Raw genomic sequence first — 23952 nt, forward strand, 5'->3', positions numbered from 1 at the left:
CTGAATCTCGGACGCAACAACTTTCGGTCAGCACCGGCGGAAGAATTGGTGCCTGTAAGCCACTTCTGCTCCATCAGCATCTGGTAAAGATTTTTCGGGCAAAAGTTTCCCAAAACGTTCACCAGCACCTGCACCAGGCCCTGCGGCTGCTCCGTTTCATCACGCCCGCTCGCATTCTCCCCACTCTTCGTGCCCGAGCGGGGCTTCGTTCAACTCGTCGCGACGTGCCCGCCAGTCGGGAAGGGCCTGGTCCATCAAGGCCACGAACTTCTCGCCGTGGCCACGCTCCAGGAGGTGACCGAGTTCGTGGACGACGATGTACTCCAGGCACCGCCGGTTCTTCTTCACCAACTCCGGGTTAAGCCAGATCGTCCGTGACGTAGTGACGCAGGTGCCCCACTTGGTCTTCATCCGGCGCACGACGAATTTGTCAGCCTCGACCCCGAGGATCGGCTGCCACTTCTCCAGCAGCGCGGGCAAGGCGGCCTTCAGCTCACGCCGGTACCAACGATCCAATGCCCCGAACCGCCCGGCGGCGTCGGTTCCGGTTGGAGTGATCACCCAGAGCGTATTGCCCTTGATCTCGACACCGTACGCACCGCTCGACTTGGAGACGTCGAGGAGATACCGCTGCCCCCACACGAAGTGCGTCTCCCCCGAGACCATCCTGCGCTCAGTCTGCCTGTCTGCGTTCTGGAGCTGCTCCCGCTTACGCTTGATCCATGAGAGCCGCTGCACGACCGCGAGCCGGATAGCGTCTTCAGTGGTCCGTTGCGGTGCAGCGACTCGCACCCGCCCCACCGGGGGGTAGACCGAGATGTGCAGGTTCTTGATGTTTTTGTAGACGACGTCGACGCCAAGGCCGGCGACGGTGAGGTAGGCGTTAACGGTACTCATCGTTGTTCTTCAACAGTTCGATGAACTCCGCCAGTGAATCCTCTTCGACGCCTGAGAGCTCCTTGCGCAGCTCACGGGCGAGCGCGCGTTCCTTCATCCGGCCGGCACCGGCGTCGGCCCATCCGTGTTCCTTGCTCGCTTGGATTCGGTGATGCAGTGCTTCGTGGTCGACAACCAGATCTTCCGGACGCCATCCGAAGTCCATGATCGCCCGACGCGCTGGTGTGCTCGCCCATTCCGGGTACGTCTTGCCGTCTGCTGCCTCCCGGGTGCCGACCTTCTTCGTCAGCTCGATGAGTTTGCGGAGGTAGTCCGCGTAGTCCTCGGCGTCTTCCTTCTGCTTCTCGATGAGTGCGTCGAGGAGTTCGGACATGTGCTCGTAGTAGCGCGGGTTCATCGCGTGCTCGTCGACGATCGTCTTGCGGACGTTGTTGATGATCGTCTCCGCTGTGGCTGCGCTGCTGCCCCTAATTCCAGGTGGCAACGTGTCGATCGCGTCGGGCCCGCGCTCGACGATCAACTGGACCAGGGTCTTCTCCAGGTCGGCGACCTGTTCGACGGGTTTGGCATTGATGTAGTTGTCGAGCAGTTGGCGCATCCCTGCCTCGTACTGCTTCATGTCGATGTTCTCGCCGGCTCCGGCCTCGACCTCGCTCTTGACGGCGGCGTAGTGGGCTACCTCGTCCTTGATCGACGCCATCTCAGCGGCAGTATAGCCGGCGGCTTCCATGTCGCTGGCGACGGCTCCGAAGGCGCGTACGAGGGTGGCAACGAACTTGTAGAGCAGGACGCGTTTGGGTTCGTTGTCCTTGATCTGGTCGGCATCGCCGGGCGTAGACGCAACGAAGTAGTGCTGGTATTCGAGCGTGCCTTTGGGCGGGGCGACCGGCTCGCACAGAGCACGGACGGCGTCCAGGGCCTCCTCGAGATCTTTGCGGTCCTGCTCATTGCGGTCGCTGATGAGTCCGTCGACGTCATCGGCCTCGTATTCGCCGAAGGCTTCGGAGGTGTAGTCGGTCACGGTCTTGTCAAGCGACTTGAACAGGTCACGGTAGTCGACGATGTACCCGTAGGTCTTGTCGTCGCCATCGAGACGGTTGACGCGGCAGATTGCTTGGAAGAGACCGTGATCGCGCATTCTCTTGTCGATGTACAGGTACGTCGCGCTCGGCGCATCGAAGCCGGTCAGGAGTTTGTCGACCACGATGAGCAGCCGCATCTGGCCGGGCTCGTTGACGAACTTCTTTTTGGCATCTGTCTCGAACTCTTCGACCCGGCCGATGGCCTTGTCGGGGTGCTCGCCGAAGTAGTCGGCGAGCATCTGCCGGTAGATCTCGTATTTGCGGAGCTCTTCCGTGTCGCCCTCGCCAGCGTCTTCCTTGGAGATCGCGGTCGGATTGGGCTTGTAGCTGGTGACGATCGCGACCTTCCCCCTGAAACCGCTCTTCACGAAGGCCTCGTAGAAGGTGCAGGCCTGATAGACCGAGTCGCTCACCAACATGGCGTTGCCGCGGCCGCTGATCAACCGTGGCTGGGTCTCCATGTCCATGAGGATGTCCTGGACGATTTGCGCCGAGCGGGGTGCAGAGGAGAAGACCTTTTGGAGCGTGCCCCACTTCTGTTTCAGCCGCGCCTTCGACAGGTCGGTAAGATTCTGGGTTTTGGCATCGAACCACCGGTCGACCTGCGCGGATCCCTGGAGCTCCTGCTCGACTTTGCGGGCCTCGTACTTCAGGTCGAGTACGACACCGTCACGGACGGCCTCGTCGAACTTGTAGGTGTGGATGAACGACCCGAAGGTTTCGATGCTGGTCTTCTTGTCGCTCTTCAGCAGCGGCGTGCCGGTGAAGCCGATGAACATCGCTCCCGGCAGCAGGTCTTTCATGATGCGGTGCATCTTGCCGCTTTGGGTGCGGTGGGCCTCGTCGACGAACACAAAGATGTTGCCCTTGGCCCTGAAGCCGTCGGGGATCTTCGTCTTTAGCTCCTTCGCGAAGTCCTCGGCGTCCTTATCGCGGACCTCGTCGTCGGTGCCGCGAAACTTGTGCACCAGGGAGCACATGAGCCGCGGGTTCGAGGTGTTGAGCATCGCGAGCATGTCCGCGCCCGACTGGGTGCGGACGATCTTCTCCCCGACCCCGGAGAACCCGCCCTCGATCTGCTCGTCCAGCTCAGTGCGGTCGGTGATCACGAGGACGCGGGCATCATGCTGGGTCTCCAGAATCCACTTGGCCAGCCACACCATCGTCAGGCTCTTCCCCGACCCCTGGGTGTGCCAGATGATGCCGCCCTCGCGCTTGGCGATGCGAACCTGAGAGGCCTTGACGCCGAAGTACTGGTTGTGGCGCGGGGACTTCTTCACGCCCGCGTCGTAGACGATGAAGTCGTGGATGATCTCCAGGAAGCGCTCTTTGGAGCACATCTGGGTGATCGCCAGGTCAAGGTCGGCGTTCTCGCCTTCCTCCTTCCACCGCAACCAGTACTTCTCCGGGGTCTCGATCACCCCGTAGTGCAGCCCCTCGACATCGTTGCCCGCGAACAGCAGCTGGACCGTTGTGAAGAACGGGCGGACGAAGTCGTGGCGCTGGTTGCCGATGTTCTGACGGATACCGCTGGCGACGCTCACCGTCGAGCGCTTCAACTCCACCACACCGAGCGCGATCCCGTTCACATAGAGGACGAGGTCGGGTCGCTTCGTGTGCTGGCCCTTGACGGTGACTTCTTCGGCCACGACGAAGTCGTTCTTCGCCGGATTGGTCCAGTCGACCAGGTGGACCGACTGGGTGGTCTGGTCGACGTCGGTCTTGACCTTCGCGCCGTATCTGAGCAGCTCATAGACTTTGCGGTTCTGGTCGTACAACGAAGTGCCACCGCCGAACGCTGCTGCGGTTAGGAGCTGATGTACCGCTCGAGAGACCAAAGCCTCGTCGTATCCACAACGGAGCAGGTAAGCGCGGAGCTTGGCTTCATCGACGTTGCGGTTGTCCTGATCCTTCAGGTTCCCGCCATAGCCGTACCCGAGCTTGTGTTGGAAGAGCTCGACGACCCGGCGTTGTGTCTCACGCTCCTTCTGACCGACCGCGCTCATGCCTCCTCCTTCACTGGCAGACGGGTCCGGCCCGTCAAGAGCTCCTGCATCATCCCGACCTTCACTGCGCGAGCAGACTCCAGACGACGCTCCACAGCCTCGATCTCGGCTTCAGCATCACGCAATACAGCTACGACCGCCTGCTGTTCATCAATCGGTGGGAGCTCGGGCTCGAGTTCGATGAGTTTCGTTTTTGCGATGTTGTAGCGCGTCGCACCTTGCGCCAAGACGGACACCGCCGCGCGCCCTCGGCTAGAACGGAAGTAGTGCGCCAAGTAAACGGGATCAATTCGCTGACGATCACTCAACCGGAATCCGAAGCAAAAGCTATTAAGAAATACATCACCTGATGGATCGAAATCTACGGCGGCCGCTAGAGCGACTTCCTCAGGGATTTCGCTGGATCCATTGAAAATGATGTCACCTCGCTCGACACGATTTTGACGCTCGCCCTTGCTTACGCGAACCCGCTCAAGACGACTACCTCGAAGACGCGGCCCCGTCATGACCTCCGTGAAGGAAACGAATAGTCCTGAACCAGACCCGAAGTCAGACTTATCTTTGCCAACCAGACCCCCGTACGTGGATCCAACATCACGCAGACGGACCGCGCCCCACTCTTCAGTGAAGCCGGGGAGGCGGGTGCGGCCGGTGAGGAGTTCCTGCATCATGCCCTGCTTGACATCACGCGTCTTCGCACTCAGCCGTTCCAAGGAATCGATGAGATCCGAGGCTTCATCCAGTGCAGACGCGATTCGGTCTTGCTCGCGTCGCTCCGGGAGCCAAACAGGAACACGCTCGAGGAGATCCTGATTCAGCGTTGCCATCGTTGTCCCTGTCGCGTTGCGAAGAAGCCATCGTCGAACGTCCGCTGCATGCAATGCATACCCAAGATAAATGGGGTTTACCTGTCGGCTCCCCCGCCCAAGGCGCACACGGATTCCATCGGATCCTAGGAACCAGCCATCCTGACCATCCCGAACGACGGCAGAGCGATCGACCGCCCCTTTACGCGCAAACACGATGTCGTCAACGTTCAAGCGATACACGGGAAGTCGCTTCAGGACCTCCGGTCCGACGCGACGCGTTTCCTTGTGAACTCGAAACGTGCCGTATCCCACCTCTCCCACAGAAACGACCGGCACCCCAACCGCTGCATACTCCGAAGCCTTGAGGGTCGTTCCGAAGGGACCCGTTCGTATAGACCCCCGTTCACGGCGAATAATGTCGCCCAGCAATAAGAAATCCGACACCGAGGTCATCGATTCACCTTCATCTCGATTAGATGTTGGTCGACCTTCGCGGACAGCCGCTCTATGTCCCGCTCCAATCTGGGAATTGCGAACTCGTAACGGAGCGCCAAGACTGAAAGTCGCGCGATCAAGTTTTGCCCGAGCGCTGTCACCTCACCCTTGATCTGTCGCTGGAGCGTGGCCCCCCACTTGTCACCGATAACGAGATCCTGTACGTCGGTCTCGGTGAGCAGCTTGTATTTCGCGACAGCCCTTTCGTTGAGGGCGATGGTGGCGTCTTTGACAGCGCCCTTTGCTTTGGCCTCCGCCGTGTACAGCGCGATGACCTTGGTCAGGGCGGCGATCTCGTCAGGGTCGCCCTTCGTTGCCTTGAGTTCCTTCAATGCCTTCGTCGCTGCTGCGTTGGTGAGCTTGCCCTCATCATCGGCTGCATCGAAGAGCAGGCCTCCCTCGATGGCGTGTTCTTCGATGTACTCAGCGATCGTGAGGGTCGCAGTATCTTTCGCTTCGGTCAGTCGGTCGAGTTCGGCCTGTTCGGTTGCGAAGTAACGGGCGATCACGTACTCGGGCGGCAGGAGGTCCATCACCCAGCGCTGCGCATTGACACCGGAGCCGAAGACAATGTGGGCGTCTTCGTACTTAGGCTTGTTGTTCTTGTCCTTCCAGGTGCGCGCGGTGCGCGGCTGCACGGCCTGGGTCCAGCCTTCGCTGGCGATCAGGAAGACGTCATCGTGCATGACGTCGTTCCAATAGCTCATGAGCTGCTCGTAGACGCCGTACTCGTCGATCAGAGGTCGCGACCGGAACGCTTCCAAGAGGGCCTCGGAGATGTCGTGAATGAGGTCAGCAGGTTTGGTGTCCGGTCCGATCGTTTCGAGCAGGCCGCGCTTGCTCGCCCACCACTGCTGCACCGTGTTCGCGGTGTCGTGTTCGAAAGCTTCGTACTCAGCGGAGCCGGTGACCGTTGACCGGATCGCGCTCGGCTCGACCTTCAACTCAGAGTAGCCGTCACGCAGCGGCGCGAAGAGTTCGCTGCGGAGGCTCGGGAACGCATCCCAGTAAGGCTGGAGGGCATCAATGTCATAGGTCGGAATGCCGCCCAGCATATGGGCGTGGAGGTCCTGGATGTCCTCGGGCTCGGAAGAGTCGATGTAGCGCGGGATGTTGAGGTTGTAGTCGTTCTTCGGATCCGCGATCTCGCTGACAGGCACCATTCGGGAGTAGCGGGCGATCTCTTTGCCGCTGGTGTAGGAGTCGACGATCTTGTGCATGTCGCGCGGGCGCAGCCGGTTTTTGGGGCCGTCCTTTGCGAAGCCCTTGCTCGCGTCGATCATGAAGATGCCGCTGCGCGCCTGGGCGTCTTCCTTGTCGATCACGATCAGGCAGGCGGGGATGCCGGTACCGAAGAAGAGGTTACCCGGCAGACCGATTATCGCCTTGATGTAGCCACGCTTGATGAGCTCGGTGCGGATCCTCGCCTCGGAGTTCCCGCGGAACAGCACACCATGCGGGAGGACGACTACACCCTTGCCTCGCGGCCGCAACGACTTGACCATATGCAGGAGGAAGGCGTAATCGCCGTTCTTGTCCGGCGGAGTGTCAAATCCGTCGAAACGGCCGAAGGAGAAGTCGAAGCCGTTGCGCCAGGCCTTGTGGGAGAACGGCGGGTTTGCCACGAGGTAGTCGAATGTCTGGAGGTTGCCGTTGTAGGTGAACTTCGGGTCCGCCAGCGTGTTGCCCTGGCGCAGGTCGTGGGTCTCGTTGCCGTGCAGAATCATGTTCATCCGCGCGAGCGCCCAGGTGGCGTTGTCGTTCTCCTGGCCGTAGATCGTCAACCCGTTCGGTGCGGCATCGGCGACTTTGATCAGCAGCGATCCGGAGCCGCAGGTCGGGTCATACACGGTGGTGGACTTCGGGGTATCGCCAGGGATCTGGAGCAGCTGCGACATCACGCGGGAGACCTCGGCCGGGGTGTAGAATTGACCCTTGCTCTTGCCGGACTGCGTGGCGAAGTGCCGCATGAGGTACTCGTAGGCGTCGCCCAGGAGGTCGTCACCCTCGGCTTTGGAGCCGGTGAAGTCCATGTCCTGGAAGATGCCGATCAGGTTCGAGACCTTGTCCTGCAGTTCCTTCCCGGACCCCAGCTTGGCGGGGTCGTCGAAGTTGGCGTTGTTGATGACGCCCAGCAGGTCGTTCTCTTCAGCGAGACGCCGGATGGCGCAGTTGACCTTCTCGCCGACGTCGGGCTTGCCCTTGAGCGAGATCAGGTGATCGAAGGAGCCGTCGTCGGGGACGTAGATAAGCGCCGACTTGTCTGCCTTAGCCTTGTCGGAGACGTACTTCACGAACAGCAGGGTGAGGACGTAGTCCTTGTACTGGCTGGCGTCCATCGATCCGCGCAGCTCGTCGGCGCTGCTCCACAGTGAGGAGTAAAGGTCAGATTTTTTCAGCGCCACAGTTCACTCTTTCTACGTTCATGCATGTATCCCGGGCCGAGAGCAGGCCTCCCGGGCCGCCAACACTGCTCAGGGTCTTCCACTGCCATCGCCCTCGTCCGAGATCGCGGCCCCGCCGCTGCGGACCCAGGCGTCGACCTCGCTGGTCTGGAACTTCCAGAGCCTGCCGACCTTGTGGGCCGGCATGGAGCGTTCGGCGATCCAGGTGTAGACAGTCTCCTTGGTTACGCCGAGGTGGGCTGCGATTGCGTCAGCGGCAAGCCACGGTTCGCTCAATACTGCACTCCTCGGGTCAGACGGCGGCCGCCTGGTCGCGGTCTGTCCCGATTTTACAGGTGTCCCACCCGGTCTGACTCGGTTTAGATCGGAGTCACCCGGGTACGCAGGTACATTGTCTCAGTGACTGTTCGTGTCCCATGCGACCTTCAACACGAGACTCGGACGCCCCCGGCGATGACTAGCAAGGCCGGCAGTTCCGTTCAAGCCTTGTCAGGTCCTGCTCCACAACTCTGCGCGCTTCTGGCCGTGGCGCGAAGTTCCGGACGAGGCTCCCTCGTTCTGTGGCACTAGTTGACGTCTCCATCTCGTCGAGCCTCGTTGAGCCGGCGATGGACCATGGAGACCATCGTCAGCACCTCCAACAGCTCCTCGTCAGTCACGGACCGGCTAAGGCGCGGATCATGGGCCGTCGGGTTGCGATAGAGTCCACCGAGCCCCTTGATCAGATTCGCCAGGCCGCTCTGCTCGTCTTTCTCGGTCTGGGTCTGCAAGGTGTTGATCGCGAGCATCTGCGTGCCGCTCTTGCCGAGCGCCAGGGCCGCGTCCACGAGCGCCGCGCCGTCCCCCGGCGCGCCGGTCAAGGTCCTCAGCCTGTCGAAGATACTCTTCGTCGCTTCCAGGCAGGCGTGGAAGCGTGAGCGCTTCAGAACCTCGGTCGAGCAGTACCTCAACACTTCGGGGTGTGTCCTGCGGCGCTGGAGCTCGTCGCGGATCGACGTCGCGATTCTAGTCGCCTCGTCCAGGGTCTGCGCCTGGGCACCGCGGGCGACCTGGCCTTTGTCGTTGACGTGGAGCCCGACGAATGCCAGCCGCTCGTTGAGGCGGTCCTGGCGCAGCGTGAACAGCTCAGGACGATCCCGGTATCTGACGGGTTCCATCGCGTGCACGATGAAGGTGATGATGCGCTTTGCGCTTCCGTCCTTGTTCTGGCGTGCAACAAACGCCTCGGTCAGCCGGTCCCGCTTGGTCGCGCCGGGCAGTGGGTCGGCCATGGCGAGTCGAACGAGCAGGTCACCGATCTCCTTGCCGGTCAGACCATGCTCAGTGTCCGCGAGCACTGCTCCGACCTCTTTCAAAGTCGCATACGACCACTGGGCTTGTTGCACAACCACGTCTTCACACCCCCGTCATGACTGAACGTTGAAGAGCCGGACGAGGTGTCCGACGGCTGACGCATGGTCGCCGGCCTCGGCTGCTCCTCGCGCGAGGGCCGCGAGTCTCGCCGCCTCGTCCACGGCAAACTTCGCAAGGATCGACTCTGTGACGCTACTGGTGCCTGTAGCTATGCGCCGTCCGTAGTTGGTGGGGTCATTCATCTCTCGGAGGCCGTTGCTTGAAAGCGACTTGAAGAGGTTGCGGAGATCCCAGTCGTAGATGATCGGCTTGTTACCGAGCGCGTATTGGGCCGTGCGGATCTCCAGGTAAAACGACGACAGCGGGACGTTGTTCCAGGCCCGCCAGGTCTTCGCAAGGCGGATGAGGCCTTTGGCCCGGCCATCAGTCTCCTGTTGTGCTCGATTCACGTACTCCAGATGCACAGCCGGATTGCTGCGGATCCAGCCGATGCCGCTGGGGTCGGGGATGTCGTAGTCGTCTGTGTTCTGGAAGTAGGCAGGCGTGATTTCCACGTCAGGGCCGTCACCGAAGTAGCGCAGGCGTACTGCTGGCCGGTCTATGGATACAGACGCACCCTGGATACCACGCGCCAGCGACGCCCGCAGCACTTCGAGCGTTGTGGAAGAGAAGTTCGGTCGGATCCCCGGCATTGTGACGAAGTAGTCTAAGTCGCTGAACCGGTCGAGGGCGGTGCCGTGGTGCCACGAGCCGGTCTCCCGCATGCGGATGATGCCCAAATCGGACGTGAGCCAGTCCTCGATTTCTTCGCGGTGACGTGCCGCCAAAGTACGCGCCGCCTCATCGGGTGTCATTGCGCGGATCAGCGAATCCAACGTCGAGGCTGCTGTTGCGCTCATGCGGCATCGGCCCTGAACTGCTGGCCGCCATCCCGCTCGACGTTTCGTTTAGCCTTCTTGTAGGCAAATCGAGGAATCGGATCCGAGATGTGGTCGAGATCGGATGCACGTGCGGCGAGCCCGTCGAGTGCTTCACGAAGTGTGGCGATTGGATCGCTGGGAACCTGGATGTGGAGCAACCTCCGAGCGTCGTTACGCAGCGTGGTGTAGTCGTTTGCCCCGAGCGACGGCAAGCTCGGCAAGCTTGTCCGGGTGGCTAGTAGTGAGTACAGCGGCAGCCACCGCTGCAAGTACAGCGAGGATGCCGGAGGCCACTTGTGAGTCGGTGGCGAACGTCAATACCGCTGCGAGCGTGCTGAGGGCAGCGGTGAGGCCGCCAAGGCTCCAATGGATGGTTCGCCAAGCCTTGGCGGCCTCGAACTGTCCTTGTGCTGAATAGACCGCGCTTTCGTGGATGCGGGATACTTCGCCGCGGATGGACTCACGCTGAGAAGATTCTGCGAGACTCAACGGGTCACCCATAGCCATGCTCCCGCTTCTCCGCCCGGATCTCATACAAGGTTCCGGACCTTCCTTCCGCGGATGAGCTTTGGAACGATCTCAATCCTCCCGGCGGCTTCGAGGCGCTTGAACAGAGTATCGTTCGACGATCCTCCAGGGAGGTCGAACTCAATCCCGGGACCTGCCGACAGCTCGTCGTAGGGCTGGCCGAGCGACACAAGGATGCCCGAGAGATCGGCCGGGTCGGTGTCTTTAGCGTAGGTCAGCTGACGCAGGACCACGTCCGGGTCCTGTGTAACACGAGCGATATGTCGGATCTCCCCGAGGGGCAGCCAGATCTGGTTTGCGATCGCGAACTGTCCAGCGGCGCGTAGAGCTTTCTTGTCGTCGCCGGGCACATAGTCGCCAAGGCGCTCGACCACCATCCGACGCAGCTCGTCGGGAATCCATGGGCTCTCCACGAACTCGCCGACGAAACCCGCCACGAGCGCCGGCGTCATGAACTCCGAGGCATTCTCCGACACCGCAAAGGCCTCGGAGACCGATTCCCACCCGCACTTCGCGAAATGAGCGAAGGTGTCGAAAGTATCCGGCAGCAGCTTCGCCTCCAGCGCCCTGGCGAGCAGCTGGTCGGGGCTCGGAGTCACCTCAGCGAGCTCAATCGCGGACTCGAGATTCAGCTGCTTGACGAGCTGGACCCGGGCCTGCGCCGTCAGATGCGCCGAAGCATTCAGTACGCGGACCGCGAGGACGCCTCGGTCCTGGTCCGCAATCTCCTCGACGTCCCGCAGTTCGACCGGATCGGCTTCGTCCGGGACGAGAAGGCCGGACAGACGTCCGTCGACCCCATGAGCCAGTGCGTAAGCGGACACGTTGGCGACCGTCGGAGCCATGAGGCCAGCATCCACGATCAAGGGCCAGGTCGGCTGTGGGACGTCCTCGATCTCCTGGATTGTGGCGGAATCGGAGCTCCGCTCGATGACGTCACGCAGCTGGTCCTCCGTCCAGGAGCCGTGCTGCTCGTTGATGACATCGACCAGTACGGACTCCATGAGCACGATCGGCCGGGCCGACCCATCGGCCTCCATTGCGGCGATGTAGTCGTCGATGTGCGTCTTGCAGAACTCCCACACGCTCGGCTTTTTGCGCACCTCGTCGAGCGTCGGGGCTTCGTCGACCCCGAGTGCCAGCTGTAGGTTTGGCGGGCTGATCTTGTACCTGTGCGCTGCCACGATGTGGTCCCGGAGCGGGGCGCTCAGATCGCCAAGGTCCGTGACCAGCAGCTCCACCGTCTCGAGGATTTCGAAGACCCGCTCAGTCTGTGCTGCGGTCTGACTCTCGCGGACGGCGGTGAGCCGTGGATAGGAAGACTCGAGCAGCGCCCGGGAGGATTCGCCGATCTCGTAGGCGTCGGCATGCAGCGCGTTCAGGAGCGCCGCGTCGAACAGCTTCAGCCGCGTCTCTTCATCCGGGATGCCGGGGTGGTTCGCGAGGTACTCGAAGACGTCGCGCCACGGGTGTTCCGTCAGCTGCTGGACGAGTAGATCGCGCGGGGCGTTAGGTGCGTTGAGGAAGGCATCCATGAATGCCTGGGCGTCCTTGCCGTCATGCGTGATGACGTACGTGACAAGTTGCTTGGCGTCTTCGGGCTTTTCTTTGAGCAAGTAGGACGCGACTTGGAGGTTCAGCGCGCTCACGCTGCTCGTGAAATCGGCCGGGACCTGTTCGAGCAGATTTCTTATGGCATTTTCAGAGGTGAACTCGTGGTCGATGTACATCTCGTTCGGCTGGACGCTGTGGTTGTAAAAGAAGGCGACATCGACTCCGACGAAGCTGCCGTAGAAGATCGCGGAGTATTCGGCGTAGTTGCGCGTGATGAAACCCCGCCGCACGAGATCGCGCGCCAGCTCCGACTCAAGTACGTCGGTGATGCGCTGGTCGAACCCGATTCGCCCCTTCGGTACGCGTTCGTAGCGGGCCAGTCCGGCGAAGTCCGCTCCTCGCAACGTCGCAATGTCCTGGTCGTACCGCTGGATCAAGCGGGCAAGCTCAACGGGATCAGGATCCAACCATTGCGCGGAATTCATGACCTCAGGGAAGACGCGGCGGATCTGTTCTGCAGAGGGCGTCACCGTAGCCCCGCGGTTCTGCTGTACGAGAGAGAACGACTTCGTCTTGGCAACGCGCTCCCAGAAGTCCACCGAGCCGACGGCATCGAACCCGTAGCCATGGCCATCGACCGTGACCGAGACGTACTGCCAGCCGTTTGACGGAGGGAACAGGTCCTTGATCTCGCGGAGCCGACTTCCCAGCTTCGCAGCGGTCTCCTCTTTCTGCTCGCGCTGTTCCTCGGTCCTCATCCGTTTGCGGCGCTGCTCTTGCAGGACCTCGATCAGGGCCCTGACCTCGTCGCGGTGGAGCCGTTCGAGCTCATCGAGCGTGCTGGTGCGCTGCGAGATGGCCTCGAAGTCGGCGAGGTGGAAGTTCTTGTACGCGACGAGCGCGAAGAGATGGTCCGCCGTCATGCCCGGCGCGGGGGTCTTCGTCCACAGGAGGTGCTCGGCGAACACCACGAACTCGTTGCAGATGTTCTTCATCAGGCGCATGTCGGTGGTGTGCCGTGCGATCAGGTCCAGGAGAGGACGTGACAAGACGTTTTCGGCAAGCCCAAGTTTCACCAGCTCCCCGGCGAGGAGGTCACGGGCGTTGCGGTGCGAGATGAACGGCACCATGGGAACGACGATTTCGAAAAACTTTGTCCGGTTCGCCCGCCGGACGGCCTCTGCAGCAATGTCGAGCCGGGGCTTCGCGCTGGCCGTTGGGCTGTCCTTGCCGTCACTGGCTTTAGCCTCGCCGTCCTTGGATTCCGGTTCCTTTCCGAGCTGCTCGAACAGGCTGTCCTTGATGGCGTAGATGAACCGCAGAGGCTCGTCACTGGCCTGCCAGTTCGCGGAAGCGTTGATGAGGGTGTTCAGTTCCCGAAGCGAGTCGAAGATCTGCGGATCCTCGAAGCGGTCCAGATCTTCGAAGATCACGAACTTCGGCCTGACGGTGTCAAAGAAGGCAACGATCTCGTCGAGAAAGCTGTCGAAGTAGGTGGTCGGGCCTTCGCCCAGGGCGATTTTCGTGCCGGCGGTCGTGACCTCCGAAACGATCCGGTCGCCGATGATCCACCGGGCCGCCCACAGGGACGCCAGAACAAGACTGAAAAGCATTCCAGCCCGCACGAGGTACCCGGGCAAGTCAGCTTCGGCGTCCGGCCAGCCGGGTCCGGAACGCACCCCCAGCACCCACAGAAACCCCAGGCCCACCACGCTGATAAAGAGGGCATGAAGGAACGCACGGCCCTTGGTCACGGGTTTGGGCCGGGCGAACCGGGATCGACGGATCTTCCCTGGTGTCAGCCGGTAGACGAGTTGCTTGACCAGTTCCTTCTGGATCCGGTTGGTCAGGTCCTCGTCGTCTTTATCCGGGCCAAGGGTGTTGATACTGATGCGGACAGTGTCTTTGTGGTGCTTCTTCTGAAAGTCATCCAGCACGCTGGACTTGCCGGCTCCGTAGCGGCCGGTGAGCGCGATGTTGCGGTTCCTCTTGTCCATGACCGCCTCTTCAAGGTGCCGCACGTAGATCTCGTGCTGGCCGCTCTCGAATTCAGGAGCGAGGCTGCGCAGCTTGATCTGCTGCCTCGGTGCCTCCGGCTGGCTCGGACGTTCCTCGGCCACGATTCCTCTTCCCCCAACGAGCCATGGCAGCGCTTGAGCGCACTACCTCCTTGATCTTATCCGGGACCAGGATGCGGTTGTTTCCCTCACCGCGTCACGCGACGGCAGTGCTTCTCCGTGCCTCGATAAGCGCACCTATCAGGAACCCGCCAGCGAATGTCGCGTCTGTCCATCGACTGGTAGGAGACACTCGCGGCATGAGCGCCGTAAAGGGAATCGGGCATCCAGCACGCGCAGAAAGTTCTGGGCCAACCCTTACCCACCCGAAAAGATAACTGTCACTCTGAAACGGCCGTCAGGTGCGTCAGGCACGCGGTTTTCACGGCAGCCGCCAGTTCCTCGCCGAGCCCCCCCTGTTCGCCGGTGATTACAGCGAGAACCCGGCCGCGGGCATCAGGGGCAAGCCAGACAGAAGCCGCGGCAAACCGCCTATCTTAGGCGGCCCTGGCCTCGGCAGTACAGCTAGTCCTGCGCTGCTGCCAGCCTGACGGCGCCTGCACCCCTTTCCGCGGTGGATCCGCCGAAGCCAATTTCTTCACCGCAGCGTTCCCACAGACCCGAACCCGGTCGAATTCTTCTGCGTCGGCTACCAGTCCGGCTCTTATCGCTGGTGAATCACCTGCCTCACACCTCTGGCATCCAAGGCAGTCGCCGTGAGTGCGGCTCACGGCGGATCATGTCGCGAAGTCGACCTCTGCAGATGAACCAACGTGAGCGGGTTAATGTGTGCCGAGTGTGGTGAGCCATTTGAGCCGATACGTCGTTCCCAGCGCTTCTGCTCTGCTCGCTGCGCCAACAGACAGCGCGACCGTCGACGGCGCCGACGGACCACGGGGTCGCTGCCGACTGCCCCTGCGGCGTCACGAAACGACTCCGCCATGACCGCAGCGGCGTCACCGGGGTGTCAAGACCGACCACGCGTCAGGCTGGCTCCTGCACAGGCCCGGAGCGGCAGGCTCATAGATTCGCTCCGCGCCCGACTCCGGCTCCAATCCGTAGACACCGAACGCCTCGAAGCCGAGAACGCGGAGCAGCGGGCCATCGTCAAGAGCCTTAGGCATGAGCTCGCCCGCCTTCAAGCCACTCAAGAATCCGATACCCGCGACTTGGTTCACCTAGCCGGCAAGCTACTAGCACTCAGTCGTGCCACCGGCGTCGACCTTGACCACGGTTCCAAGGAGCTGTTCCGCCGCCGGGGATGGAGCAGCTCCGGCCGCCGAGGTCAACATCCATGACCATGTCCATCGCCCGCCTCTCGGCCCAGTCCGGCCTGAGGTACCTGTTCAAAACCACCATGATGGACGACATGAAAGTCGCTCCCGTGGATGCCACTAACTACTACATGAAGTCGGGAACACCGCCTGGTCGATGGATAGGCTCAGGCGTGCTAGGAATCAGTCGTGCAGCCGGGGACGTCGTCACGGAAACGGACGCCAAGGCCGTCTTCGACCGAGCCGCTCATCCCGATACCGGCACTCCCTTGGGCCGTCCCCACGGCCAGCCGACACTAGTTCAAAGGAACGGAGGAAGAACCGAAACGCGTCACGCCGTCGTCGGGTTCGACCTCACATTCAGCGTCCCCAAATCCGTTTCAGTCCTCTGGGCTCTCAGCCCACATAGCATCCAGGACCAAATCCTCCAGACCCACCGCCAGGCCGTCAACGCCACCCTGCAATGGCTCGAAGCGTCGGTCATCCACACAAGGGCAGGCCGCAATGGCGTCGCCCACATCGGCACCCGTGGGGCTATCGCCGCCGCCTTCGACCACTGGGAGTCACGTGCAGGCGATCCTCAGCTGCACACGCACATGGTCATCGCCAACCGGGTCCAGCGCAGCACCGACGGTGCATGGGTGACACTGGATTCTCGGACGCTGTACAAGGCGGCAGTCGCGGCCAGCGAGCGCTACAACGGCCTCCTCTTCGACGCTCTCAGCCGGAACCTCGGCACCGAGACCGATTTCCGCAAGCCAGCCGCGAACACACACAATCCCAGTCAGCAACTCACCGGCATCGACGATGCGCTGATTCGCGAGTTCTCCAACCGCTCCCGCCTCATCGATCTCGAAACCGACCGGCTCGTTGCCGAATGGTCCATCGGCCACGGCACGCCCCCATCCGCGACAACCGTCATTAAGCTCCGACAGCAGGCCACCCTTTCAACCCGGACAGCCAAATCGGAAACGGTCGCACCACTGCATGAACTCTCAGCGCAGTGGCAGCAACGGGCAACCAACAAAGGCTTCAGCCCAAGTCATGTTCTCGCCGCAACGGTTCGGCGCAGCCAAAGAACCCCATTCCGCTCCCGTGACTTCGCTCCGTCCTGGATCGACGCCGTCGCGTCACTAGCACGGGAGCGTGTGGCCATGAAACGTGCCACCTGGAACCGGTGGAACCTCCTCGCGGAAGCGGAACGTGTCTGCGCCGAAATTCGCTGCAAAACAGCGGAGGACCGTAACGCCATGATCGATGCCGTGGCCAGGGCCGCAGAAAACCAGTCCGTAGCGCTCAACGAGCGTCGCTACACCGTCCCGGTCAATGCGCATTCTGATCTTCATTTCGCGGGCCATTCGGTCTTCGATTTCCAGGGTTCACGCCTATTCACGGATGCGGGAACTCTTGCTGCCGAGGATGCCGTGATGGACGCAAGGAACGACGACGGCGGTCCGGCTGTTAGCGCGGATGTCATGGAATCGCTCGCCAATTACAAGCACCATGGGCGTCTTGAACTGCACGTCGATCAACGCGCGGCTACGGCCACTGTCTTGGCCAGCGGCAATCACCTCGACGCCATCGTCGGCCCTGCCGGTACCGGCAAGACGACCACCCTTGGTGCCGTAAAGGCAGCATGGGAGGCAGAGTTCGGCATCGGTACCGTGGTTGGTCTGGCGCCGGCAGCAGCGAGCGCCGAGGTTCTTGGGCGAGAGCTTGCGATGGCCACTGAGAATGTCGCCAAATGGCTCTACGAGTCCGTCGGCCAGGGAGCCGGCACTCGGGCTGCCCAGTTCTTCGATGTGGAGCAGCGTCTTACTCGTCACCAGGGCGACAGGAACCCCCACGCCGTCCGGCTGGCACAGAAGGCCGCATGGCTCGCTGCCGAACAGGACAGGTGGCGTTTCCATCGGAATCAGCTGATCGTCGTCGACGAGGCCTCGATGGTGTCCACTCTTCAGCTAGCCGCCTTGGTACAGCAGGCGCGAGACGCCGGGGCGAAGGTCCTGCTGGTGGGCGACCCGGGACAATTGGACGCTATTGATGCCGGCGGAATCCTTGGCTGGCTGGACCGTCAAGGCAAGACGTCCCGGCTGACAACTATCTGGCGGTTCGAGCAGGCCTGGGAGCAAGGTGCATCGCTGATGCTCCGGTCGGGCGATTTCTCCGCAGTTGCCGAGTACAACCGTCACGGACGCCTTCGACACGGCTCGTACCTGGACATGGTTGATCATGCCTATCTCAATTGGCAGGCCGACATCAAAGCTGGCAAGTCCTCCATTCTCATTGCAGCCGAGAATGACACGGTAAGCATGCTCAATCTGCGCGCTCAGGCTGACCGGGTAATCCAAGGTGACGTAGATGCCGAGCAAGCCGTGCCGATCGGCGATGGATCACGTGCAGGCCGCGGTGACGCCGTCATCGCCCGCCGGAATGACCGCACAATCATGGACAGCAACGGAGACTTCATCCGGAACGGAACGATGCTCGACGTCGTCCGCGCGGACAGACGCAACGGTTCCCTTACCGCTGTGCGCCGGGACACCGGTGCAGCCATTTCCTTGACCCGTGACTACGTCGAGAGTTCAGTTGAGCTTGGATATGCGACTACTGCCCACCGTTCGCAGGGCCTGACGGTGGACACAGGACATACCGTCGTGACGCATGGTCGTCTCACACGAGAGCTGCTGTATGTGAGCATGACCCGTGGACGCGTGGCAAACCATGCCTATGTCAGCGAGAGCGATCCGCTGGAGGACGAACCTCTGGATCCCGCTCTGCAAGCCACATGGCAGCAGATCCTCGGCGAAGTCCTTGCTGCCGAGGGCGCTGAACGGACGGCGCACGAAGTCCGCGACGCGGAGAGGACGAAGGCGGATGGCTTGCAGCGCCTCAGTGCTGAGTACGACTATCTCGCGCAAATCGCCGCTGCGGAGGACCTGTCGGCATTCCTAGAGACGTACTCCCCCGGCTCAGTCGCTGAGCTGCAGCAGTGGCCAGCCTGGGGTGCGACTGTTGTGGCCTGGCGCCGCTCTGTTCAAGTCAGCCGTCCAAGCGCGCAGCGCGTGGTGAAGGCCGCCCTGGGAACCAGCGAATCGGCCAAAGACGTGGCAGCCGTGGTCCATTCCCGGCTCCGGCGCTTCCTGACTGAGATGCCCGCAGTTGCAGAAGATCCGCTAGCCCCAGTGCACTCCGCACGCCCTGACCTGGCAAACCTAATCAGCCAAGTCCAGGAGCGGATGCAACACAGGATGGATCACATCATCACAGACGCCCTCACTCATGATGCAGTTTGGAAACGGCACCTTGTGGAGAGTTTGGCCCCGGACGTTCGGTCCGATGGCGCACACGACGTCGTACGCCGAGTCGCGATTTTCAGGGACAGATGGGGAATTGAAGATTCGCCCCTTCCTTTGGGACCCGTTCCGGCAGCGTACGAGTGGGAGCAACGGGAGCAGCGCTCGGGCATTGACCAGCTCATTGGCCAGCTGGCTCTCCCGCTTGCCGGACAGGCTCAGGGGTACGGCTGGGTCGGAGAACCGGTTGCTCAAGCAGACAGCCTTATCAATGTCGGCTGGCAGCTCTAAACTGGGCGCGGGGGTAACCAGTGGATGTAAACCCAGTCCTGAAGCCCAAGCTTGCAACACCTGCGCTGATCCTCGTCAGCGTGGTGACGGTGATCTGTGCCGCCTCTCTTCTAGCATCTATTGCCGCGAGCTGGCCGTCTCAATGGCCATCAATGATGGCGGCTATTGCATTCCTTCTCGCTGCGCCCATCGTTGGTGCGATCTGGCTGGCCCGGGTACGTCGGCGGCGTAGTTGGACGGCGGCAGCAAGGGAGAGGTGGAAGGGCTTCGATGAGGCGAAGCGCCTACACGGCACGACGGCGGAGGTCACCGTACTGAGCGTCGATGCCCTTGAGCCCACAGGATCTTGGATCACCATCAAGTGGAACCGCTTTGACCACGTGCAGCCCGCTTGGCTCGAGGCCCTGCACGAACCAATCTGGCCCGGCTCCGTGCTACTTATTTCACCGGATCCTGCTCAAGTCGTGCCGGGTTCGCCGTGGCCGGTAACATACTACATACCTGCTTCGGATTGCCTTGCCTGGGCGCCGGCGGCGGCCGACGCGGGAGCGATCCAAGGAGTGGCCGAGGAGCGCTAGGACTGCGTCGACGTGCGTAAGTAGCGGGCTGGCCCAGGTATGACTCCCGCTTTCCCGCAAGAGGCTTGTTGCTGAGGATGCCAGCTGCCCACGGTTGCTCGACCAATGCCGACAAAACCCATGCAGAATTGGCTGTCCAGACGAACACGGCCAACACCACCGTCAGCCACAGCACGCCGAAGACAAGCGGCACCACAGTGGTGCACCGTTGTGATTACTTCCTCCCGGGGGGGAGGGCACCAAAAGAGTCAACTAATATCGCTGCTACGGGGCAACAAACTTCGCGGTCTCAGCACCGTAGCCGCACCACGACAAGACACAAAGGTCCCATGGGGGGAACAAAAATGAGCAAGGCCTTTACCATGTCCGATCTCGCACACCACTTCGGGATTTCACGATCCCAGGCTTTCCGGGAATGCAGTCCTGGCCGCACGACACGCAGGGCGCCACAATCACTTCACGCTGGATCACATGACGGAAATCAACCGGCCGATGAAGTCTGGCCCGGATGCGCAGCTCGCACGGCTGACGCTGATCGAAACCAAACGGGCAGCACTACAGGCGCAAGACGCCGCATAGGTTCACAAACAAGGAAAGCCCCTGCCAGCATGGTTCGCTGGCAGGGGCTTTCGTCGTCATTCGGTCACGGTCGCTTGATTACCGCGAGTTGCTGCGCAGGAACTTGATCAGGATCACGATGAGCCAGAGGCCCCCGGTGAGCAGAGTCAGAATCACGTCGAGCAGCAGTTTGCCGAAGCCGTAGGACTTTTTACGTGCCATTGTTTTCTTCCTTTGTATTTTCCGGGGCTTTCGACCCGGTGCTTTTTCCTCGACCGGGCAACGCCCAGGACTTCGATGACTGTAGACCGAATCCAGAGGCCGGCCCAACTTGATGCCGATGTAGTCCGAGGTTGGTGGCCTGGCAGCAACAGAACCCCCACGTGCCTTAGCTTGATAAGTGAGGGGCCCTCGTACAGCAGCCCCGTTACATTTATTCCGGCCTCGAAAGCCGGGGACCTGGTCGCTGGACCTGGTATAACTTTCTTGCCCTGTCGCTAATGATCCGGGGGTGTTGTCGCCAGATTCGGAGGCACGCGTTGACTGCTGATAGGGACACGGCCGGCTCCTTCCACGGGGGCCAGGTCTCTTTGTAACGTGGGTGCCAGCATCGGGTGTCGTGACTGCGGCCATTAGGGTGCGAAGGAGCGCCGGATGGACGAAGGATACGAGGTCTACTGCGGCTTGACGTTGGCAAGTCCGAGCATCACGCCGCGGCATTGAACACAGCCGGTGAGCGGGTCTTCGACAAGCCCCTGCCCCAGGACGAGGCTCGGCTGCGCGGAGCTCTTCACCGGCCTGCAGCAGCACGGCCGGGTGCTAGTGATCGTGGACCAGCCCAACACCATCGGCGCACTGCCGATAGCCATGGCCCGGGACAGCGGCTGCACCGTTGGTTACCTGCCGGGCCTGGCGATGCGTAAAGCCGCTGACCTGTACCCGGGAAAGTCCAAGACGGACGCGCGGGATGCGTTCATCATCGCCGAGACGGCACGTGCCATGCCGCACACGCTGCGGGCCGTTGACCGGGACAGCGAAGTGCTCGCGGCGCTGAAGGTGCTCTCTGGATTCGACGCGGACCTGACCCATGAATGCACCAGGGCGATCAACCGGCTGCGGTCGCTGCTGCTGCAGATCTTCCCCGCTCTGGAGCGGGTCTTCCCCGGAACAGTGCTGACCCGGTCCCTGGTCCTGGAACTGTTCATCAAATACACCGGACCGACCGGCCTTCGGGCAGCCGGGCGATCCAACGTGCTGCGCTGGGCCAGGAACCACAGCCGCAAGGACCCGGTGAACCTGGTTGACGCCATCTTCACGGCACTGGGCGAGCAGACGGTCACCGTCATCGGCACCGAAGCCGTCGAACTGGTCATCCCCCGCGTCGCCGCCCAGATCAAGGAACTCAACCACCAGCGAGCCATCGTGGCCGAAGAAGTCGAAAAGCTCCTCGATGACTTCCTTCTTTCCCAGGTCTTGATGTCCATGCCAGGAGTAGACATCAAGACCGCAGCGACGATACTCCTGACCATCGGCGACGCCGGCACCTTCACCTCCGCTGGACACCTCGCGGCCTACGCAGGCATAGCCCCGGTGACACGACGCTCCGGCACCTCGATCCGCAGTGAATTTCCTGCCCGCTCCGGCAACAAACAACTCAAGAACGCCCTGTTCAGATCGGCGTGGATCGCCAGCTGCCACCACCCGGCCTCGAAGGCCTACTACCAAAAGAAACGCGCGCCCAGGGAAAGAAGCACAACGCGCCGCCGTCATCTGCCTGGCCCGGCGCCGCTGCGACGTCATCTACTCAATGCTCAAAAAACGGCACCCCCTACGAGGAGAAACCTGCCCAAGCCGCTTGACGAAAGACATAGGGACACCCCCCTTCTGCCGACGGGATCAGTTCGCATCCGAATGATCTACTGTTCCAGGGCAGGTTGATAAGGTGCCGCATAAACGAGGAATCGGAAGGCAGCCAAGCTTGCCTTCCGATTCCTCGCTTTATCAGGCCGCGAGCGCCACGGCGCGACTCAGCGGCGGCGGCTAGAAGCTGATCTGATTCCCGGCCGCCTGGCCTTTACGAGGCAGAAACACCGGAGGCTTCAACGAGACGTTGTACGCCGGCGCCACAGATTCGACAGCTGCCGCCTCGACACCGGCTTGAACCTCGGGAGAGGCCATCACGCCCGAGGCATGCGACGAACGCTGGTATGCCGCCGTCCCGAACCGAAGGTCCGGCCCGATCGTGTCGGCGACAATGCGGCGGGCTTCGCGCCGTTCGCCGTCCTTCTCGTACGAACGGAATTCCAAATCACCAGCAACGGTGACCGGGTCCCCCTTCTTCAGAGAAGTCGCGGCGTTCTCCGCCAGCGCTCGAAACGCCGAGACGTTATGGAAAACGGGTTCTCCGTCCTGCCATGTGCCGTCCGCCCCCTGGATTCGCTGATTGACAGCGACCCTCAGCTTGGCGTGCGCCACCCCGCTTTCACCAACGGTCAGCTCGGGATCGGCAACTAAGTTGCCCGCGATGTTGATCGGGATCTTCGTACCCATTTACTTCTCCTTTCAGGAGCCAGCGGGACTCTCCCGCCGGACAGATATACGCAGTCGACTTCAGGGTCCAGCCATCACCGGCCCATCGGTCGACGGCGGCCGGCCGATCCCGACGTAAGTCGGGATCGGGTCCAGCCGAGGGTCCGCCTCGACGGCCGTGATCTTTCCGCCGAATCCCGGCGGATGCGTGATTTCGAGGATTCCTTTGCTCGCAGCAGTAACGCGGCCCAGTACCGACTTCGCGATGTCCACACGGGACTCAGGAAGCTTGCTGCCCGCCTCTTGGGAGATCGCATCCTTCTCCGCGTCTAGGACTGCATCAGCCCAGCCGGCCAAGTAGGTCGCGGATTGGGGGCCTCGGTCGATTCCGTGAGCCTTGAGGACCGTGTACGCCACGGATTCGGCCTCCACCTCAGCCAGTCCACGGTGGTCGGCACTGCTCCCGTAGAGGCGTCCCAACCTGTCATCGGGCCCATGGAGCAGCACGTGTCCGAGCTCATGTGCGAGGACCGCTGTTCGCTCCTCAGAGCTGAGCCAGGCGCCAACCTGCACCCGATGTTCGGCGAAATCCGTGAAGCCACTGGTCAGCCCATACTGCGCATCCGTCACGTCGACTTTGAATCCATGACTCCTCGCTACGGCTTCCAGAGAACCCCAAAGTTCAGCGGCATCGACCCCGGAGCCGAGACCCCGCGGCACCAGCAGCGGAGTACCCTGCGTCTGGGACACATCGAAGACTGCTTGGCCACGCCAACCCGTGATTACGGTCTTTTTCCCGTCGTCGAAGGCGCCATGCGGCAACTGATCGCCCACAGGCACGCGCCGCCGGCTACCGTCGGGAAAAGTCACCTGCTGGACTCGCGCCGTGCGCGGAGCGATCACCCAGAGTGCATGTTCACCTTTTGTCACCGTACGGCCGTGGCGGGCCCACTCCTTGTACCCAGCAACAAGGGTGGGTTCCTCGGTACCGCGCTGGGCCATCTGCATCATGAGCAGTGCGACGTTGCCGCCCGAGTATCGCCACAGAGTTGACGAGGCATCAAGCAGCACCTGCCAGTGCGACGGCGACTCCACAGCTTTCTCCAGGATCCTATGGAGCCCCTCTGTCAAAGTGGAGATGCGCTCTTCCGGTGTCCTGCGCGTCGTGCCGGACACCTTGCCGTCAGCCGGGATATCGGCCGTAACGGCGCTCGACGCGTCTTCAGGTCTGGGGGCCACGACAGCCGCCTTCCTTGCTCCTTGGGAATCCGCCGGAACCTCTTTGCGGGTACCAATTCATGTCCTCGGCTGCGCCAGCAG

The 23952-nt window shown here is 61.9% G+C and carries 15 protein-coding genes and 1 pseudogene; 3 read left to right on the forward strand and 13 right to left on the reverse strand.

What is annotated here, in order from left to right; translation table 11 throughout:
- Positions 1-159 precede the first annotated feature (159 nt).
- From ACFVTE_RS11830 to ACFVTE_RS11875, 10 genes are all read right to left on the reverse strand, one after another.
- A complete protein-coding gene (locus ACFVTE_RS11830; protein ID WP_387100619.1) occupies positions 160-897 on the reverse strand; it encodes a M48 family metallopeptidase in 738 nt (245 codons plus the stop codon).
- The gene (locus tag ACFVTE_RS11835) at positions 884-3985 is read right to left on the reverse strand and encodes a type I restriction endonuclease subunit R (protein WP_387100621.1); all 3102 of its coding nucleotides are present in this window, start codon (positions 3983-3985) and stop codon (positions 884-886) included. The genes ACFVTE_RS11830 and ACFVTE_RS11835 overlap by 14 nt, the downstream gene beginning before the upstream one ends.
- On the reverse strand, positions 3982-5247 hold the full coding sequence (locus ACFVTE_RS11840) for a hypothetical protein (RefSeq protein ID WP_387100623.1): 1266 nt from the start codon (positions 5245-5247) through the stop codon (positions 3982-3984). Before ACFVTE_RS11840 ends, ACFVTE_RS11835 begins: the two co-directional genes overlap by 4 nt.
- Positions 5244-7694, reverse strand: a complete 2451-nt coding sequence (locus ACFVTE_RS11845) for an N-6 DNA methylase (RefSeq protein ID WP_387100625.1) — start codon at positions 7692-7694, stop codon at positions 5244-5246. Before ACFVTE_RS11845 ends, ACFVTE_RS11840 begins: the two co-directional genes overlap by 4 nt.
- A 69-nt stretch (positions 7695-7763) precedes the next feature.
- The gene (locus ACFVTE_RS11850; protein ID WP_377953475.1) at positions 7764-7970 is read right to left on the reverse strand and encodes a helix-turn-helix domain-containing protein; all 207 of its coding nucleotides are present in this window, start codon (positions 7968-7970) and stop codon (positions 7764-7766) included.
- Positions 7971-8260: 290 nt separating this feature from the next.
- Positions 8261-9031 (reverse strand): TIGR02391 family protein, encoded by a 771-nt coding sequence (locus tag ACFVTE_RS11855; RefSeq protein WP_387100627.1) that lies wholly within the window; start codon positions 9029-9031, stop codon positions 8261-8263.
- Between the two features lie 69 nt (positions 9032-9100).
- Complete coding sequence (locus ACFVTE_RS11860) at positions 9101-9946, reverse strand: nucleotidyltransferase (RefSeq protein WP_387100629.1); 846 nt, start codon at positions 9944-9946, stop codon at positions 9101-9103.
- The gene (locus ACFVTE_RS11865) at positions 9943-10125 is read right to left on the reverse strand and encodes a hypothetical protein (RefSeq protein ID WP_387100630.1); all 183 of its coding nucleotides are present in this window, start codon (positions 10123-10125) and stop codon (positions 9943-9945) included. The genes ACFVTE_RS11860 and ACFVTE_RS11865 overlap by 4 nt, the downstream gene beginning before the upstream one ends.
- Positions 10126-10138: 13 nt before the next feature.
- Complete coding sequence (locus ACFVTE_RS11870; protein WP_387100632.1) at positions 10139-10474, reverse strand: hypothetical protein; 336 nt, start codon at positions 10472-10474, stop codon at positions 10139-10141.
- 23 nt (positions 10475-10497) lie between these two features.
- Entirely contained in the window at positions 10498-14169 is a 3672-nt protein-coding gene (locus tag ACFVTE_RS11875) for a hypothetical protein (RefSeq protein WP_387100634.1), read from the reverse strand.
- Positions 14170-15400: 1231 nt separating this feature from the next.
- Between ACFVTE_RS11875 and mobF the strand changes: the two genes are divergently transcribed.
- The gene (mobF, locus tag ACFVTE_RS11880; protein WP_387100636.1) at positions 15401-18967 is read left to right on the forward strand and encodes a MobF family relaxase; all 3567 of its coding nucleotides are present in this window, start codon (positions 15401-15403) and stop codon (positions 18965-18967) included.
- A gap of 20 nt (positions 18968-18987) precedes the next feature.
- Positions 18988-19545, forward strand: a complete 558-nt coding sequence (locus ACFVTE_RS11885) for a hypothetical protein (protein ID WP_387100638.1) — start codon at positions 18988-18990, stop codon at positions 19543-19545.
- A gap of 657 nt (positions 19546-20202) precedes the next feature.
- Here ACFVTE_RS11885 and ACFVTE_RS11890 read toward each other — a convergent pair.
- The gene (locus ACFVTE_RS11890; RefSeq protein WP_387100640.1) at positions 20203-20325 is read right to left on the reverse strand and encodes a hypothetical protein; all 123 of its coding nucleotides are present in this window, start codon (positions 20323-20325) and stop codon (positions 20203-20205) included.
- A gap of 401 nt (positions 20326-20726) precedes the next feature.
- Between ACFVTE_RS11890 and ACFVTE_RS11895 the strand changes: the two are divergent.
- Positions 20727-22018 (forward strand): annotated as a pseudogene (locus tag ACFVTE_RS11895) (IS110 family transposase).
- 125 nt (positions 22019-22143) lie between these two features.
- Here ACFVTE_RS11895 and ACFVTE_RS11900 read toward each other — a convergent pair.
- Together ACFVTE_RS11900 and ACFVTE_RS11905 are read right to left on the reverse strand one after the other, a co-directional pair.
- On the reverse strand, positions 22144-22653 hold the full coding sequence (locus tag ACFVTE_RS11900) for a single-stranded DNA-binding protein (RefSeq protein WP_387100642.1): 510 nt from the start codon (positions 22651-22653) through the stop codon (positions 22144-22146).
- 60 nt (positions 22654-22713) lie between these two features.
- Positions 22714-23871: an ArdC-like ssDNA-binding domain-containing protein gene (locus ACFVTE_RS11905; protein ID WP_387100644.1), complete on the reverse strand. Its 1158-nt coding sequence runs from the start codon at positions 23869-23871 to the stop codon at positions 22714-22716.
- Positions 23872-23952: the final 81 nt, after the last annotated feature.

This window comes from Arthrobacter sp. NPDC058097, assembly GCF_042884885.1.
Taxonomy (GTDB): domain Bacteria; phylum Actinomycetota; class Actinomycetes; order Actinomycetales; family Micrococcaceae; genus Arthrobacter.